Origin of the sequence: Chitinophaga varians, from assembly GCF_014529945.1 — a bacterium.
Classification (GTDB): domain Bacteria; phylum Bacteroidota; class Bacteroidia; order Chitinophagales; family Chitinophagaceae; genus Chitinophaga; species Chitinophaga varians.
In genome coordinates, this window is the sequence record NZ_JACVFB010000003.1 from 348,774 (window position 1) to 365,674 (window position 16,901).

The window sequence follows — 16,901 nt, forward strand, 5'->3', positions numbered from 1 at the left end:
TCAGTTCCCGGAAGTGTTTTTATAGTTGTATTGTGCCTGTAGCAATTGTATTTCGTGCAGGATACGCGTCTGTTTGGCCAGATTTTCCGCGTTCACCTGTGAGATGTATTCATGTACCGTGATGACGCCGTTGTCCAGCTGTGCCCGGGCAGATTGCAGCACCGCTGAACGGAGGCGGATCGCTTCATCGTCCTGGTCTATGAGGGCGGCGTACTTATCCACGTCCTGTTGTTGCTGCTGCATGGTGAGCGTGGTATTGAGCAGGAATGTCTCCCGGTTAATATCTACCATGTGTCGGTTGATATTGAGCAGGCGGCGGTTGTTTTTCAGGGAGTAGAGGCTACCGAGCGACCAGTTGAGCCGCAGGCCGCCCATCCACCAGGTACCGAAATCGTTGCTGACGATATTGAGCGTAGGCCTTCCGTAGCCACCTTGCAGAAAAGCATTCAGTTTGGGGAGATAGGCCGATTTCAGCTGCCGTTCCTGCACGTCGTAGGTTTTCTGCTGAAAGTCGTACAACGTCAGTTCGGGGCGATGGATGCCTTCCGATGGGCGGGCCGCGTCCGGATATGCCAGCACGGTGCTATCGCTCAGTGGCTGATGAATGAAGGTGGCCAGCATTGTCAGATAGGCTTTGCGGTTAGCGCGGAATTCGGTCGTGGCCATGTCGCTGTTGACGATTTCCGCCTGTAGCTCCGCTACGTTGCTCCTATAGGCGACACCGTTAGCCAGTGCGGCTTTCATTTTATCGGTCGTGCTTTGCAGATTATTGCGCCGCAGGGCGTTTTGCCGGAGCTGCGCATCCATCAGCAGTACGGCGAAGTACAGCTGGGTGACCCTTTCGCGGATGGTATAAAGGCTTACTTCCAGGTTCTGTTGCTGTACTTTTTCGTTGGCGCGACTGGCTTCCTGCTGATAGCGGGTTACGCCGCCATCGTAGATTTGTTGCGATAGCTCCGCCTGCAGGCGATACTGGTCTTTACTGAGCTGCGGGGGATTCAGGCCGGGGATAGGCGGCAGCACTGCCGCGAAGTTCACCACCTCCGATTGATACGAGGCCTGTCCGGACACCGTCAGCTGCGGCAGATAGAGCTTGCCGGCATTGGCCACAGTATAGCGGCTGGTACGGGCTATCAGATCGTACTGTTTGATGAGCGGATAGTTCTGTCTGGCGAGGGCGTAACATGTTTCGAGCGTCAGCGCCTGTTGCTGCGCCTGCGCCGTCAGCCCCGCCAACATCATGATACAGCCCAGCAGTTTACATACTTTCATGATGCATGATTCAGTTTGAATTATTGTTTTAAAAAACTGTTCAATTCATCAGCAAAAAAAGGGGCATTACCCCAACATGCCTTTCAGCCATAACGGAATCAGCTTTCTCCGTTCATTCATCAACGTTACGAACTCCTGATCCTTCACCAGCTCATTGCGTTCCAGAATGGGCCGGGCCAGAAAAGGCATCACCACCAGTCCTATCACATTCATCATGATATGCACGGGGTGAACAGATAGTTTGCCTTCCTCTTTCAGCGCAAACAATTGTTTGATCATGTCCGACTGAAACAACGTATTCTGCTGCGCATAGCGGGTGAACATATCATCTCCTGTAATGATCTCGTTGACCAGAAACAACGGAAAATCCGGGTTTTCCAGCAACAGATCAATGTAATAATTGACCGCCTTGGCGCTCTTCTCCAGGATGCTCAGCTCTTTGTCATTAAAAATGGTACTGATCTCAAACACCAGCTTCTGCACCGCCTCCGCCATCACCACTTCAAACAGTTTCTCTTTGCTGCGGAAATAGTAATTGACCAGCGACAGGTTAATATCTGCCTCAGCAGCGATGTCACGCACCTTGGTAGCCGCAAATCCCTTGCGGGTAAATACGATCCGTGCTGCTGCCAGTATCCTTTCTTCTGTGCTGGCGTCCTGTTCCTTTTTTCCTGCCATATGCCTGATTTTAATCCAAAGCTAAAATATTATTCTGAAAATTGAACAACTTTTTTAAACAATTGTTCAAATTTCGGTTCCCCAGGGCTGAAGCCCTGGGCTAAGATGGTTATTCAGGCTGTTTATCGGAAAATAAAAATGGGGTATGGTTGATTCCTGGCATTATATGCAGGACTTTCTACTTAATAGGCCATTCCTGTGATTGATTGTTCCGGTTTTCAGAAAAAAAGAAGCCATGGCAGAGACCTCGAAAGAAAACAATGAACATTGTTTTGCTCTTTCCGGGAAACAGCCTGAATAACATCTTAGCCCCGGGCTTCCAGCCCGGGGCTCCGGAATAATCAACCGCCGGAATCGACATCGTCAATCGCATTGCGGGCATCCCCGTGACGACTACGTCCGTTTCCTCTCTTCTTCATTACCGGTACCGCGTATCTCCCGCTTGCGGGTAGACTGCCCCAGTTTATAACTAACGGAGAGGCGTATATGCCTGTTCACCTGAAAATGGGTAAACGTTTGCGGGATGTAGTTCACCTCTGAGCGAACGATGCTGGCGCTGGACCGGAACAGGTCTGCCCCGTTGAGCGCAATGCTCATGCGGTTTTGCAGGCAGAGGGCTTTAATCCCAAGGTCCATATTGTAGTACGTGTTGGATTTTCCGTTATGGTCCACTTCCGGGAACTGGCACCAGAAGTTGAGTGCCGCCATCAGGGTTTTGCCTTTATTGAGGGCGATGTTGTTATTGGTAGCCAGGTACACGCTCATCCCGTCGATGTTGGGAATATTGGGCAGGGCGCTGCGCGCATCGGTATGGTAGCCGCTCACCTGATTGATGCTTTCCAGCCATGGCAGCGGTTGCAGCGTGGCGCTGACAGACAAGCCATAGCGGTATATCTTCAGGAAGTTTAACGGTGTGGTATATACGGTGTGATCATCCGGCATGGCCAGCGTAATACGGTTAAAGCCATTGTTGGTGATATTCAGGAAAGCTGCGGCAGTAAAGCGTTCGCGCCAGTGGTGCGATAATTCAAAGTTGCTGTTATATTCCGGTTGCAGATAAGGGTTGCCTTCCAGATAGCTATAGGCGGTGGTCAGCGACTTATAGGGATTCAGGTCCCAAAACACCGGCCGGTTAATCCGTTTACCGAACGTAAAAGCCAGATGGTTATTATCATTGTAATTCCAGGCAGCAGAGAAAGACGGGAACAGTTTCACATAGTTATTGCTCATGGTCTTATCCTGTACATGGGAAACACCTTTTGTTTGTGTGGCTTCCATACGCAGACCAGCATTGAGTTTCCACTTACCGGCTTCTTTAGAGGCGGTAGCATATACCGCCTGTGTATTTTCCGTATAGTCGTATTCGTTACTCAGGTTTTTGTCATACTCCATTTCACCATGAAGATTCCTGTAATAAAATACATTGCTGTAGTTATCGATAAAGCTCAGCTTTCCGCCGAAGGCGTAGTTCGCAAAAGTGGTAGGCCATTGTAAATCCGCTTTCAGGGTGTAGATGTTGATCGCCTGTTTGTTGGTATCAAAATATTTGGTGGTACCGTTGGCGATGGCGTCTCCTTTTCCATCATAGCGTTGGCTGATGAAATCTGATTGATCGGTACGGTAGTAATTGAAGTAATCCGCATCTACCGACAGCTGTCTCCCTGCGGAATCCAGCTTTGTCACCAGGTGCAGGTTCAGCCCTGTGCTCCATGCCACCGGTTGATAAGTAGCGAAGGTCCTTAATAAGGAATCGAGCTGGCCGCGGATGTTGTATACCGGGTTGTTCACATGATCGTCACCGATGTAGGCCGTACGGGCGCCGCTATAATTAAATCCGATGGTAGTGCGGTTACTTATCTTGTAGTCCGTTCCCAGCACCAGATTCAGGTTACGGATTTTATAGTTGCCGGTATCCGTCTGCGACCAAAACTGATTCGGGTATTGCAGATCTATGCCGAAGCCTTCCAGAAAGCGGCCATGTTCGTAGTTGAGATTACCATAGAGCGACCACTTATTGGTATTGTAGCTGAAGTTGCCTCCGGCCGCCACAGTCCCGTAGTTAGACACACCATATAACGGCTTGAAGCCATAGTCAGACAGTTTACCACTGGCCTGAATTTCCCCACTGAAGCCCTGATTTCTGTCGCGGCGCGTTACTATATTGATCAGGCCGGCATTGCCGTCTGCATCATAAGCTGCCGACGGGTTGGAGATCACTTCCACACGGGCGATCTCCCCGGCTGACATGGACTTCAGGTACCGCTGCAGGTCTTCCCCAGCCAGCGGGACTATCCGGCCATTGACCATCACCTTCACCGCGCCTCTGCCGGCAATGGCGATCAGGTTGTCTGTCACCCGTAATCCCGGTACGCGGGCCATTACTTCCAGTCCATTGGCGCCGGCAGCACTTACGCTGCTGGTCACATTGTAGATCACGCGGTCTGTTTTCCGCTCCACCAGCGCTTTCTGCTGCACCACAGAGATTTCAGACAGCTGCCGTACTTTCGGAGGAGGCACCGTGTCCTTCGCGGGTTGTTGTGCGTGGGCTACTACAGGTTTTATCAGGAAAAGATGGGCCAATAGAAAAACGGGCAATAGGTCTTTAGTTCTGCGCATGGTTGAATAGTGGTTATTAAGAAAAGCGGTGGCTAAAGATATAAAAGTTATATAACTTGCTACCCATAACGTGAAATTCAACCAGTCAAGGAATAAGGAAAGTCGCCATGAACATTGCACACGAACTCAAAAACATTTTACCTGATAATCGTATCAAGTCCAGGTATATAGATCTTATCTCATATGCCTCTGACGCAGGCTTCTACCATCTGGTACCGCAGGCCGTTGTGCAGCCGATTGGTGAAGCGGAGATCGTGGCCTTGTTCCGTTTCTCGCAACAGCACCGGATTCCGCTGGTATTCCGTACCGGCGGCACAAGCCTCTCCGGGCAGTCTATCACCGATGGTATTCTGGTAGACCTCAGCCGGTTCTGGAATAAAATACAGATAGAAGAAAACGGGCAGGCCGTGCGTGTGCAGCCGGGCATTACCGGCGCGATGGTGAATACTTACCTGAAAAAACATGCCCGTAAAATAGGACCTGATCCCTCCAGCATCAACTCCGCCATGATGGGCGGTATCCTGTCCAACAACTCCAGCGGCATGTGTTGCGGCGTAGCGCTCAACTCCTACCACACTACACGATACATCAAATTTATTCTGCCTGATGGTAACACTTTCAGCACGGAACATAAAAATGACTATGCCCGTTTTGAGATGGAATGTGCACCGCTGTTCGTGAGCCTCGCTGATTTCCGCGATCAGATAGCCGCCGACCGGGCCTTACACGATCGTATCCGTTATAAATACCAGACCAAAAATACCGTAGGCTATGCGCTGAACGCCTTCATCGACTATCGTCATCCGCTGGACATCATGGCCCATCTGTTGATAGGCGCAGAGGGCACGCTGGCATTCATCGCCGAAGCCGTGATGGACACGGTACCGGACTATGCCTACAAATCCACGGCACTGCTGTATTTCCCGACCATCTATGCTGCCTGTCAGGCTATCGTGCCGCTCACCAATGCCGGCGCCCTGATGGTGGAACTGATGGACCGTGCATCGCTGCGTGCCGTAGAAGATATGGACGGTATGCCCGCTATTGTGAAGACGTTGCCGGAAACAGCCGCCGCGCTGCTGATAGAATTCCAGGAAGAAAGCCAGGCAGCCCTCGATGCCCGTGTCAACGGTTTCATAGCTTCTGCCACCAGCCTCGACATGTCTGAAGCGCCGGTATTCACCACCAATCCGGCCGAGCAGGCCTTCTTCTGGAAAGTCCGTAAGGGGCTGTTTCCCGCCGTGGGAGCGGTTCGCGCCAGCGGCACCACGGTCATCCTGGAAGACATCGCCTTCCCCGTAGCTCAACTTGGCGATGCCATCCTCGATCTGCAAAAACTTTTCGCACAATACAATTACCTCAACGCCATCATCTTCGGTCATGCGAAAGATGGCAATATCCACTTCGTGGTCACCCAATCGTTCAACACGCCCGATGAAGTGACCCGCTACGAACTTTTCATGCAGGACGTAGTGGCCCTCGTTGTCAACAAATATGATGGCACCCTCAAAGCAGAACACGGCACCGGCCGCAATATGGCGCCGTTCGTGGAAACAGAATGGGGCGGCGATGCCTACGAGATCATGAAAAAAGTCAAAGAAGCCGCCGATCCTCACAACCTGCTCAATCCCGGTGTGATCATCAATCCCGATGCCCGCGCCCACCTCAAAAACCTGAAAGAGCTGCCTACCGTGGAAGAGGAGGTGGACCGCTGTATCGAATGCGGCTACTGCGAACATAAATGCCCGAGCCGCGATATCACCACCACCCCACGCCGAAGGATCGTTATCCGGAGAGCACTCAAACAATTGCAGAAAAATGGCGACAAAGCCAACTATAAAGTCCTCCTGGACCAATATCAGTATGATGTCCTGGAAACCTGTGCGGTAGATGGCCTTTGTGCCACCGCCTGCCCCGTAGACATCAATACCGGCGATCTGGTAAAACGGCTCCGTCGGGAGAACCACGCTGCTTCGGCCAACAAGCTCGCGCTGCAGGTAGCCAAACATTTCAGGACCGTGGAATGGGCGGCCAGGACGGCGATACAGGTCGGCACCAGCGTCAACCAGGTATTTGGCAAAAAGGCGATGACCCATCTCACCAAAGGTATCCGGAGCATTGTCCCTGCCATGCCGTTATGGTCGGAGCAGCTGCAACCTGCGCCTAAGCTGAATATCCTCCAACCGCGACAGCCTGCCGATGCTTCCATCGTATACTTCCCGGCCTGTATCTCCCGGATGCTGGGCACCTACGAAGGGAAATCCAAAAATCTGATGGAGACCTTCCTCAGCGTATGTGAGAAGGCTCACATCAGTGTAGTCGTGCCCGATAACCTCAGCGGCACCTGCTGCAGCCAGATCTTTTCTTCCAAAGGATATAAAGATGCCTATCAACATACCGCTAATCATATCATCGAGAAGCTGTGGAACGATACCCGCCAGGGGGCGCTGCCGGTAGTGATCGATGTGAGCTCCTGCGCTTACACGCTACATCATATACGTCCCACGCTCAGCGATGCCAACAAACAGAAATTCGATCAGCTTCAGATCCTCGACGCGGTGGATTTCCTGCATGACTTCGTGTTACCCAAAGTCACCGCCGTGAATAAGAAAAAAAGCATCGCGCTGCATCCGGTATGCTCATTAGAGAAAATGAAGACCGGGCATAAATTTGTTCGGGTAGCGCAGTTTTTTGCGGAAGAGGTAACTGTGCCGAAAAATGCAGGCTGCTGTGGCATGGCCGGTGACCGCGGATTCTTATTCCCGGAACTAACCGCATCGGCTACACGTCCGGAGTCGATGGAAGTAAAATGCCATGAACATGATGGATATTATTCTTCTACCAAAACATGTGAGATTGCGATGTCTGCCGCGGTGAAGAAAAATTATGAGTCTGTGCTGTATCTGGTGGATGAAGGCTTGTAGAAATATTACTATTTATTAAAAAGGCTTGCAGTGATGCAAGCCTTTTCCATATCATGATATTTTTTCTCTCAGTACAATAGCTGTATTACCGTCATCATCTTCTTCCGATATCAGCTCCCAGTTTAGTTTTTCAGCGATATCACCTCTTATCTCATAGTACCAATAAAGGGGAGACCACATAGTTTTATTTTCGAATCAGGTTAAAGATACAGATCATTTTTAATGTCCCTGCTCCGTCGGGCAATACATTCTATGAAATATTTCAATTCCTATGGTCCAACTAAAATCTTCCGCATGCTCGGCGATGTAACAATGGGAAACAAATTTCAATTCCTCTTATAGTCCAATTAACCGGTCAGCACAATATGGTCACGGGGTTGAAACTCACTTTTAATTCCTTAATGGTACCATTATAACGACCCACCATACCCCGATTCCGAATGCGGGCATTATTTTCAATTCGTTTACAGTCCGATTAAACATGCCGTAGTAGCAGCACTCATACACAAAAAAGGTTTTCAATTCCAATACAGTTCAATTTAAAAACAAGCTTCTAAGCAATTTTAAAGGCGAATCTAAAGATTTTCAATTCCCTCATGGTATAAATAAACCCCTTACGTATCGAACTCAGCTCACCCCGCAACAGGCATTTTCAAAACATTACCTTCTCCACAATTAAAAGTCGCCAACCGCCAGTCAAAAAATTGACCCGGCGATCGACGACTTTGTTACATTTTCTATTTCACTACCACTAACTAAACTAAAACCGAGATATGTGAAGTGAATAGATGCTTCTGCTTAAAATAGACTCAACAAGCAAGCAGGCGGTGTACACGTATTAAAAGTATTAAAAGGGAAAATATAACTTCATAAAATATGCAGGCTCCCCATCCCCGAGCTGTTATATACGCCTGCACCGGCATCTGCCAGTAGCTTCAGCGCCTTCCCGGCGCCTTTCACCCTGAGCCGGAAGTTCGTGTATCCACGAATCTTCGTCTCCTGTGGCGTATCTGCTTTGATGGTCACCAGCCTGGATTTGGGAGGTTTTTCCATCATCACCACTTCCACGCTGACCGGGTCAAACACAGCGTCTGCCTGATCTTCGCCGTACATGGTGATAAATTTCTCCCGCCAGTTATGTACCAGCTGCGTCACAAAATCGGGGTGCTGTGGCGAGAGGAAATCGTAATATCCCCGGTCGTTTTTGGTGCCGCAGACCAGTGGTGAAAAGGGTTGCAGCATGATCTCCCGGACTTCTTTGTCCGGAATATTTTCCAGCGGCGTTGGAGTGGGGTGTACTTCTGTAACAACAAACGCCGCCTGGCTGCGACGGTCGCCAATTTCGATGGTTTCATCGAGAAACAGTCCCCTGATAAAACTTTCGGCAGCTTGTGGCAGATGAAAAGAGATCATAAACATCGCCTCGTCGGTAAGAAAACGGAAACGGTCTCCTTCAATACGAAAGGCAGTACGGATCTCTGAAAATGAAAACAGTTTAAATACTTTGAGGGACCCAGGCCGGGAATATCCTCTGTCATGGAGGAAAGCTGCATAAGCTTCATCCGCCTGGTGCAATATCTTAAAAATCACTGCCGATAACGAATAAGGGTAGTTAATTGGAATGACGGCTGCTGGTTGAGTGGCTTTTAGTTTAATTCTGAAACGCATGTTTTAAATGAATAAATGATGGCTGTTGCGGACAACAACACGAACAATACAATCAGATTTCTGAACTACTAACTGCCATTGAGCCAAATAAGTACTATCAGCCAACAAAAAAAATATGGGTATTGAGCAATCCCACCACTCCCATACCGGTTTTTCGCCCCCCTGACGGGCAGATCGCAACCCCGTATTATCCCCGTGCCCTCATTTAACTGCGGAATTGCCGCGGCTAATTAACGTCACAGTATTAATTTTAGGTGCGTCCTGTTTTGCCCTGCCAGCTATCCCGGCCTTTATTCGAGCCAACGAACGAGCAGATTGATCCGTGAAGACTATTTACCACCGGTACAGGTTATCAAAGCACCCAAAGTACGCGTCCACCTCCGCTTTTTAAACATTTAAATATTCAGTTTTATGGAAACAACGACACTTCCGGGGCTGTACTGCCCCTTCCCGGGAAAACTCAATCCTTTAGTAGAGAAAGCTGACCGTCACACTGCGGCATGGGTCAGGAAATTCGGACTCGACAACGGCAATGGCCAGTGGCAGCTATATCAGGAGCAGAAATTCTCCTGGATGGTGGCCCGCATGTTCCCCAACGCCGATCTGTTCAGGCTCTCCATTGCGGCCGATTTCAACACCCTGCTCTTCCTCTGGGACGATGAGATAGACCGTATCACCCTCAACAACCCCGGCGGCTTTGAAGCCCTCGCCGGTAAAATGATCGGGGTGCTGAAAGGCAAATACCAGGCGGCGCCACAGCAAGACCCGCCCCTGTTGCTCGCCATGCAGGACATCTGGCTGCGGATGATACAGATAGGGCCGGCCGATTGGCAACAGCGGTTCACCACCAGCCTCCACGCTGCTTTTATGTCCAACAGCTGGCGGATGCAACACGTGACCAGCACCGATGATATCACCCTGGCAGATTACATGCTGCATCGCCCCGGTATCGGCGGCGCCAACTTCTTCCTCGACCTCGCAGAAATCATGGAAGATGTGTTCCTGCCCGCCTCCTGGTATGCTGACTCACTGATCAAAGACCTCGGCCTGCTCACCAGCAGGACCATCTGCTGGGCCAACGACCTGTTTTCCTATACCAAAGAACTGGAACAGGGTGATGAGCTGAACCTCGTGATGATGATCAAAAACAAAAAAAAGGTATCACTGGAGCAGGCTGTCAGCGAAGCGGCAGCCATTCACGACGATGAAATCAGGCAGTTCCTCCATACCGCCGAAGTAGTACTGTCGCTCAGCTCCGGACAGGATTATCCGCTGCTGGACCGTTATATCCTTATGCTGGAACATATGATGGAAGGGAATATCTCCTGGAGCACACGCGATACCAGCCGTTATGGCATCGCTCAGACCAATTACGAATTACGCATTACGAATTACGAATTGTGAGCTGTTTTACAGACGGCAAACCTACTGGTTGGTGGGGTTTGTAAGACGGGCTTCAAATCTGATCATTAACTCATTGAGGGTTTTCAGATCGATAGGTTTGGTCATAAAATCATCGGCGCCGGCTGTAAGCATCTCTGCGATGGATGCTTCGGCCGCATCGCCGGAAACAATAATCACGATGGCATCACGCGTTGCAGGGTTGTCCTGCAGCGCTGCCAGCGTGGCTTTACCATCCATTCCCGGCATATGGGAATCCAGAAAGATGATTGCCGGACGTGTTTCAATGGCCTTCTCCAGCCCTTCTTCACCGCTATAGGCCGCGGAGGTCTGGCATTCCATCCTGTCCAGGAAACGGCTCAGGATCATATTGCTCATCTGGTTATCATCTATCACGAGCGCTTTCACACCGGGGAAAGCACGGAGCGTGATATTCCTGTTCACCGGAGCAGCCGGCGCAGGTGTCTCTTCCACCACTACCAGCGGAAGATTCACGGTAAATACCGACCCTTCGCCCGCTTTACTGGCTACGGTGATAGTACCGCCCATCAGCTCCACAAAACGCTGCACGATCGGCAGTCCCAGCCCGGTACCACCAAAAGCATGCTGCTCAGACACATAAGGAGAGAAAATAGTCGACAGGCGCTCCGGCGGGATACCTTCGCCACTGTCCCGCACCAGCAACTGCCACTGCTTTCCGTTGGGCCTGATCTGTACGGTGACCGTACTGTCTGCATGGGTGAATTTGATCGCATTAAACAGCAGGTTATTCAGTATCTGGGTGAGTTTGATTTTATCTCCCTCCACCCGCGCAGGCATCTGTGGGTCTATCTCCAGCGCAATACTGACATCCCTTACATTGGCGATGTACTGGTAGATAGCGGTGGCTTCCTCCGCCCAGTCGCGCACGTTAAACACGCCCGTTTCCAGTTGTGGCGCCACGCCTTCCTGCTGGCGGAAATGTTCCAGGTTGTTATTGAGGATCTGCAACACATTATGCGAAGCGGAATACAAATGCTCGATGGACGATTTCAGTTCAGCCGGATACAGGTCGCTCTTTTGCACCTGCATCAACAAGTCCTGGGAGATACCATACACCGCGTTAAAAGGATTCCTCATTTCATGGGAGGTCTCCATCGCCTGGCGTCTGGTGGCTTTGTCCGCCATTTCCAGCGCGGTGGCTTTCCGCTCCAGCTGTGCATTTTTACGGCGCAACGTACGCACATACAACGCAAAGGTGATCACATCCAGCACCAGAATGGCCGGGATGGTCACCCAACGGATCAGGAACTGATCATCATGAGAAAGCGGCAGCGGCTCAATAAAATAGTAGTAGTAATTCAGTTCGCACAATACCAGACATATCACGGAAATGGCTATACTGAACTTTACCAGCAGCGGCTTTCCATGAAATATCATCAATGCAGCGCCTAAGAGAAAGAAGAAAAGCAGGTATACTTCCGTTACCATGCCCAGCAAGGCGCTGAAATAAACGATGGAAACATTATGCACAAAAGCGGTCAGGATGGCTGCCGCGTTATGCCACCGGAAATGGTTGAGCATTAGCACCACCACAAACAAAAGGGCTTCTGCGTAAGCGGGTATCAGGATCTCCAGATTACTGGTAAGATAGTAGATAACAGAGCCGAAGATCAAACAAAGTGCAATAGACGCAAGACTGAGGGTGTTGATGATACTGACTCGTTTTTTCTCCTCTCCTTCCAGCTGGGCAGTCCCGGTATGTATGATTTCCCGTGCGAGCAGCACGGGGTGGAACAATCTAAAATAGGTCATTGGGATATCGGTTTGCTGAGCACATTCTCCACGGTGAACATCACATCCTTGATTTATTCTGTTACGAAATTAATCACAAATCGCCGTATAAAGATAAAATGTATTTTTGCAATATATTTTTATCTTTCGATGAATAAATTACTGATTTTTTCTCTCTTTTTAGCACTTGCTCCGCAGATAGCGAAATGCCAAACTTACAAGGCCCCGACAAGCACCAACAAAACATTTCTGGGTACCGTTAAAGGTATCAGTTACACGTATCAGAACGGTGTCATCACGGTGAAGAACAACGGCCAGTACAATATTGGCATCCTGCGTATTGCCGCGGAATCTACGGCTGACAAAGAACTGTACGGCGTAGCCCTCTTTGAAGACGGGCTGGACAAGGGTCAAACGTTAAAAACCACGGTATATTTCACCCGTGGTCTTGATAATGACAAAGAAATTCCGTTGAAAGAAATCGACGCCAAAAAGCTGGTGATCTGGATCGACAAGGCTACCAGGGCCCAGTAAACCTATTAGCGGCTGCTGATACCATCCGGCGATACCGGCGATTTGCCCCATTCATCCTGATAAAACAGGATGTTTTTCCAGCGGACACCGGCAGAGCGGATACAACGGAGCCATTCCGTGGCATCAGCGGCCCTGACAGTCTTAATGCCGGAAAGCTCGGCGCCCCGCACATCATCGAAGAACAGCGCATAGCGGCTGTCCCGCTTCTCGTAACTGAACGAACTTTCCCTGATCGTCAGCCCCTCCACATGGCGTGCCCACAGCCCGTATGAAGGCTGTATCTTCAGATTGGACACATTGTACTGCCCCACGCCCAGCTCCGGTGGCCGGTTGGCCGTATCTGCCAGCAGACGACCTCCTTTGTCGGTAATGTGCACATCATTAAAAACAACATTCCGGACATAGCCGGTATGACGACCATCCGGCAGGGTGAAATCCAGTCCGCCTTCCACATCAGCGGGCGCCGGCAGGCCGTAACCGGCGATGATGGAAGTTGCTCGTCCCTGTGAGCCATCGAACGGCTTCCAGCGGATGTTATTGCCGAAAGAGCTCCCGCTGTACACCTCTGTGATATCGATGTTGTTGATGAGGATGTTTTCTACCTGTCCGATGCTGACGTTTTGCACCAGCAATTCCGTGCGTTTCCGGTCTTCCTCCCGGAAGGTATACCTGCCCACCGTAGCGCCGATGACCCTCCCCCGGTTGGAGATAGAGATGAAAAACGGCGCCGTCGTGCGCATCATGCGGGAACGCTGGTTCACAGGCCCGGTATGTCCACAGTTAAGATGAATATCCTTCACATGGCCCCCATCATTGGTAGAAATGGAAAACCCGGCTTTATTGGCGCCCAGCACATAGATATTGTCCACACAGATATCCATGATATCATCCACCGTTTCAGAGCCTACCTGGAAGAGGTTGCAGTTCGTATCGCCAATCACATTGCGCACCCGGTAATGCCGCGCCGGACGGGTAAATCCGAGGGAGCAGTCAGAACCGGGTTTCACGATATCATCTGAACTGACACGGGAATAAATATTCCGCACCGTTACCTGGTTACAGGCCATAAAATCATAGATGTCCCGTACGTTGGTCTGGTTCATTTTGCCAAAGTAGGTATCATGCACCAGGAGCGTGTCTGTGCCGGTGGCCAATAGTACGAAGTGGCCGGCGCGGTCTATCTGTAACATGTTGCTGTCATCAAAGCTGTCTTGTCCCACGTAGTAAGGCGCGTCTTTGGCAGCATCATACCACAGGTCATGATCCTGGTGGATACCACCTATTTCCACGTTAGTGCATAGTTTCAGCGAGAACATTTTATCCGCGCGTTTGTCGGGTGCATTGTTCATCACTTTGTCGCTGGTGACGAGGTTACCATTTCCCGTGATAAGGCCGTTGCCGATGATTTTGATATTGTCCAGCCGTTCGCCGAAGAACATGGCATTGTGGAAATAATGATGCCCTACGTCCTGTTTGGTGAGGTAGTTTTCCGGGTCTTCGTACGGACCGGTATCTGTAGGCGAAAGGCCGGCGCGGTAGGCCCGGTCGCTGAACCAGGTGGTTTCCGGCGCGTCAGCGCCTTTCAACGCCCGGATGGTGGCCTGTTTGCCGATGTAGAGGTACACGTTGCTTTGCAGGTGTACCGTACGCACGTTGAAGGTGCCTTCGCTGAAGAGCAGCGTACCGCCGCCGATATTATGGACAAAGTCGATCGCTGCGTTGATGCGGTCGGTATGGTCGGTGGTGTCGTTGGCGTGTACGCCGAAATTTCGGACGTCCAGCAGGCCGGTATAACAACTGGCGATGTTGGAACCGCCGCCTTTGAATATCAGCCGGAAGTGATACAGTTTATCCCTGCGTAAATTGGTGACCGTAGCAGTGCCGTGCTCCGCATCTATCGCGGCTTTGGCAGCCGACCAATGGCGGCCGGTGTCCGTTGATAGTTCCATGGACACCCTGCCAGCGGCTACCGGCGTCCAGCGAAATTGCGCCTGCGTATAGTCGTTGGACAGTTCATGGTAAGGTTTGTCTTTTATCAGTACCCTTTTGAAATCGGAGATGTTTTTTGTTACCCAGAGCGTTGTTGTTTCTCTTGCCAGGCCGGAGCTGGTCAACACAGCAGGTTGTGACGTGGTGCAGGTAGCACTGATGAAATACTGTCCGATGCTCGTTGGTGTTACATCCTGTATAGTTAGGACGATATCCGGCCCGTTTGCCGGGCGCAGGTCCAGGTGACGGAGCGTGAGGGTGGTACCCCCTGCTGATATCACGGCGTCGCCTACACGTTTGTAGGAATAGCGGGTACCGGTGCGGCCAATAGACTGTGTGGGCAGGTCTTTGAGCAGCACGGCGCCGCGGCCTATCACGTTGATGGCAGTATTCTCTTCCGTAATATGGATGCCTGCCGGGAACCTTATCACTACCGTGGCATCGGGGCTTCGCTGGCCGGCGGTGTAATGGAGCGTGATGGTATTTTTCACCTGTGCCGTTATGGTTGGGCGTTGCAGTTCCAATCGACCGGTGAGCGCGTATTGTTGCGGGAGCAGGTAGTAAGTCGTACTGCCTCTGGCGTTAGTGAACGTCAATTTGTCGCCCGCTTTGATGATGCCAGACTCCTTCGGTTTTCCATCGGATGTAGTAACCTGCCGGTTATAGATAGCGACGTTGGTTTGCAGTTCTGCTAAAAGCTGTTCGACCGTAGCAGCGGTGCTGACCAGGCCTTCGTTTTCTTTCGTATCCACAGTGTAAGCGTAGGTACTGCCGGTGACTACTTTTATCGTGTCCGCAGAAATGGCGGCGATGTGCGGGGAGACTGATTTGGCCTCAGCACGCGGCAGGGGCAGCGGGATGGCAGCTCCAAGGACGCCGCGCTTTACCGGGACCGGGTTCTCTGCCGCCGTGGTGGCCGTTGCGGCTAGTATACCTATGCTGATCAGGAAGAAGATGTTTTTCATAACGAAAGGGAATTGGGGTTAAGTTACGCAATCGATTGAAATTTTTATAACCAAGTTTTGAGGTGAGGTAAAACGCTGTCTTAGTCTGGAGATTTATTCTCACCAGTCGGCGGTCTGGAGAAAATCCTATAAATTAGATGCTGACGATTCCAACTTAGGAAATAGAACCGTTGATGACTTGAAAAGCCTATTATGGGAAGATGATTTCTTATTTAGAAGGTTTAGTTGGACTATAGAGGAATTGAAACTATGTTTTGCGAGCAATGAGTTTGTGAAAACTCGCCGTTTTAACTGGACTATTGAGGAATTGAAAGGTTAGGGCGAAGAACATCATATTGCGTGGTAATTCAGCTTTAATTGAACCATAAAGGAATTGAAAGTGGAACAGCTTCTTATCACCAATTGCAAAGGCAATATGTTTAATTAGACCATGAAGGAATTGAAACCGAACAACAGTCATCGGAATCATTTGGAAAATGTCCACTTTTAATTGGACCATGGAGGAATTGAAATTTATTCAGGGCTGCATATATCCGATAGCATTTAACTGTTTTAATTGGGTCATAAAGGAATTGAAAGTCCAGGAGGTCTAGTTCACAATCAATCAAATTTTGGGTATTAATCGAACAATAGAGGAATTGAAAAGCGTTACCTGCTATATCTCCCAATACCCCAATGAAGTATTAATCGGACCATGATGGAATTGAAATATCAGATCATAGTCGCAACGGCAAGTATCAATCACAGTTTTAATTGAACCCTAGAGGAATTGAAAGCATTGTTCGTGGCTGATTATTTTACTGTCAAGCTGGCTTTAATTGAGCATAAAGGAATTGAAAGTACATGATGATACGTAATGCGGTTGATGGGCTTAATTGGACTATGATGGATAGTTCGTTTAAATTGCACCATGATGGAATGGAAACTTATTTTTTTTGCAGGGTAAAAGATGATCTAATGAAAGGTTTAATTATCCTTGATGTAATTGAAATAGCCTGAAACAATGAAACGGGTGTATATCCCAAACGGTTTAATTGTACCATGGAGGAATTGAAATGATTCACGACAAACAAAACTTCAA

Annotated in this window: 10 protein-coding genes; 3 read left to right on the top strand and 7 right to left on the bottom strand. The window is 50.0% G+C overall.

The genetic code is table 11. The annotated features are described in order from the left end of the window. The 3 genes from ICL55_RS15785 to ICL55_RS15795 form a co-directional block, all read right to left on the bottom strand. Positions 1-1,272 (bottom strand): TolC family protein, encoded by a 1,272-nt coding sequence (locus ICL55_RS15785; protein WP_246496389.1) that lies wholly within the window; start codon positions 1,270-1,272, stop codon positions 1-3. Between the two features lie 66 nt (positions 1,273-1,338). Beyond that, on the bottom strand, positions 1,339-1,950 hold the full coding sequence (locus tag ICL55_RS15790; RefSeq protein WP_188098916.1) for a TetR/AcrR family transcriptional regulator: 612 nt from the start codon (positions 1,948-1,950) through the stop codon (positions 1,339-1,341). Between the two features lie 393 nt (positions 1,951-2,343). After that, positions 2,344-4,566 (bottom strand): outer membrane beta-barrel protein, encoded by a 2,223-nt coding sequence (locus tag ICL55_RS15795; protein WP_188098918.1) that lies wholly within the window; start codon positions 4,564-4,566, stop codon positions 2,344-2,346. Positions 4,567-4,673: 107 nt separating this feature from the next. On the opposite strand from ICL55_RS15795, the gene ICL55_RS15800 reads away from it, so the two are divergent. After that, positions 4,674-7,490 carry an FAD-binding and (Fe-S)-binding domain-containing protein gene (locus tag ICL55_RS15800; RefSeq protein WP_188098921.1) on the top strand — a complete coding sequence of 939 codons (2,817 nt, stop codon included), beginning with the start codon at positions 4,674-4,676 and terminating at the stop codon, positions 7,488-7,490. 51 nt (positions 7,491-7,541) lie between these two features. Here the strand turns inward: ICL55_RS15800 and ICL55_RS35425 are convergent, their stop codons facing one another. Then, positions 7,542-7,670, bottom strand: coding sequence for a hypothetical protein (locus ICL55_RS35425; RefSeq protein ID WP_281392547.1), 129 nt, complete (start codon positions 7,668-7,670; stop codon positions 7,542-7,544). Between the two features lie 687 nt (positions 7,671-8,357). Continuing rightward, entirely contained in the window at positions 8,358-9,158 is an 801-nt protein-coding gene (gene cas6, locus ICL55_RS15805; protein WP_188098923.1) for a CRISPR-associated endoribonuclease Cas6, read from the bottom strand. A 411-nt stretch (positions 9,159-9,569) separates the two neighbouring features. On the opposite strand from cas6, the gene ICL55_RS15810 reads away from it, so the two are divergent. Continuing rightward, complete coding sequence (locus ICL55_RS15810; RefSeq protein WP_188098925.1) at positions 9,570-10,562, top strand: terpene synthase family protein; 993 nt, start codon at positions 9,570-9,572, stop codon at positions 10,560-10,562. Positions 10,563-10,583: 21 nt separating this feature from the next. Here the strand turns inward: ICL55_RS15810 and ICL55_RS15815 are convergent, their stop codons facing one another. Further along, positions 10,584-12,353 (bottom strand): ATP-binding response regulator, encoded by a 1,770-nt coding sequence (locus ICL55_RS15815; RefSeq protein WP_188098927.1) that lies wholly within the window; start codon positions 12,351-12,353, stop codon positions 10,584-10,586. Positions 12,354-12,482: 129 nt separating this feature from the next. On the opposite strand from ICL55_RS15815, the gene ICL55_RS15820 reads away from it, so the two are divergent. Further along, a complete protein-coding gene (locus ICL55_RS15820) occupies positions 12,483-12,866 on the top strand; it encodes a hypothetical protein (RefSeq protein WP_188098929.1) in 384 nt (127 codons plus the stop codon). A 5-nt stretch (positions 12,867-12,871) separates the two neighbouring features. Here the strand turns inward: ICL55_RS15820 and ICL55_RS15825 are convergent, their stop codons facing one another. Continuing rightward, a complete protein-coding gene (locus tag ICL55_RS15825) occupies positions 12,872-15,820 on the bottom strand; it encodes an endopygalactorunase (protein WP_188098932.1) in 2,949 nt (982 codons plus the stop codon). Between the last annotated feature and the right edge of the window lie 1,081 nt (positions 15,821-16,901).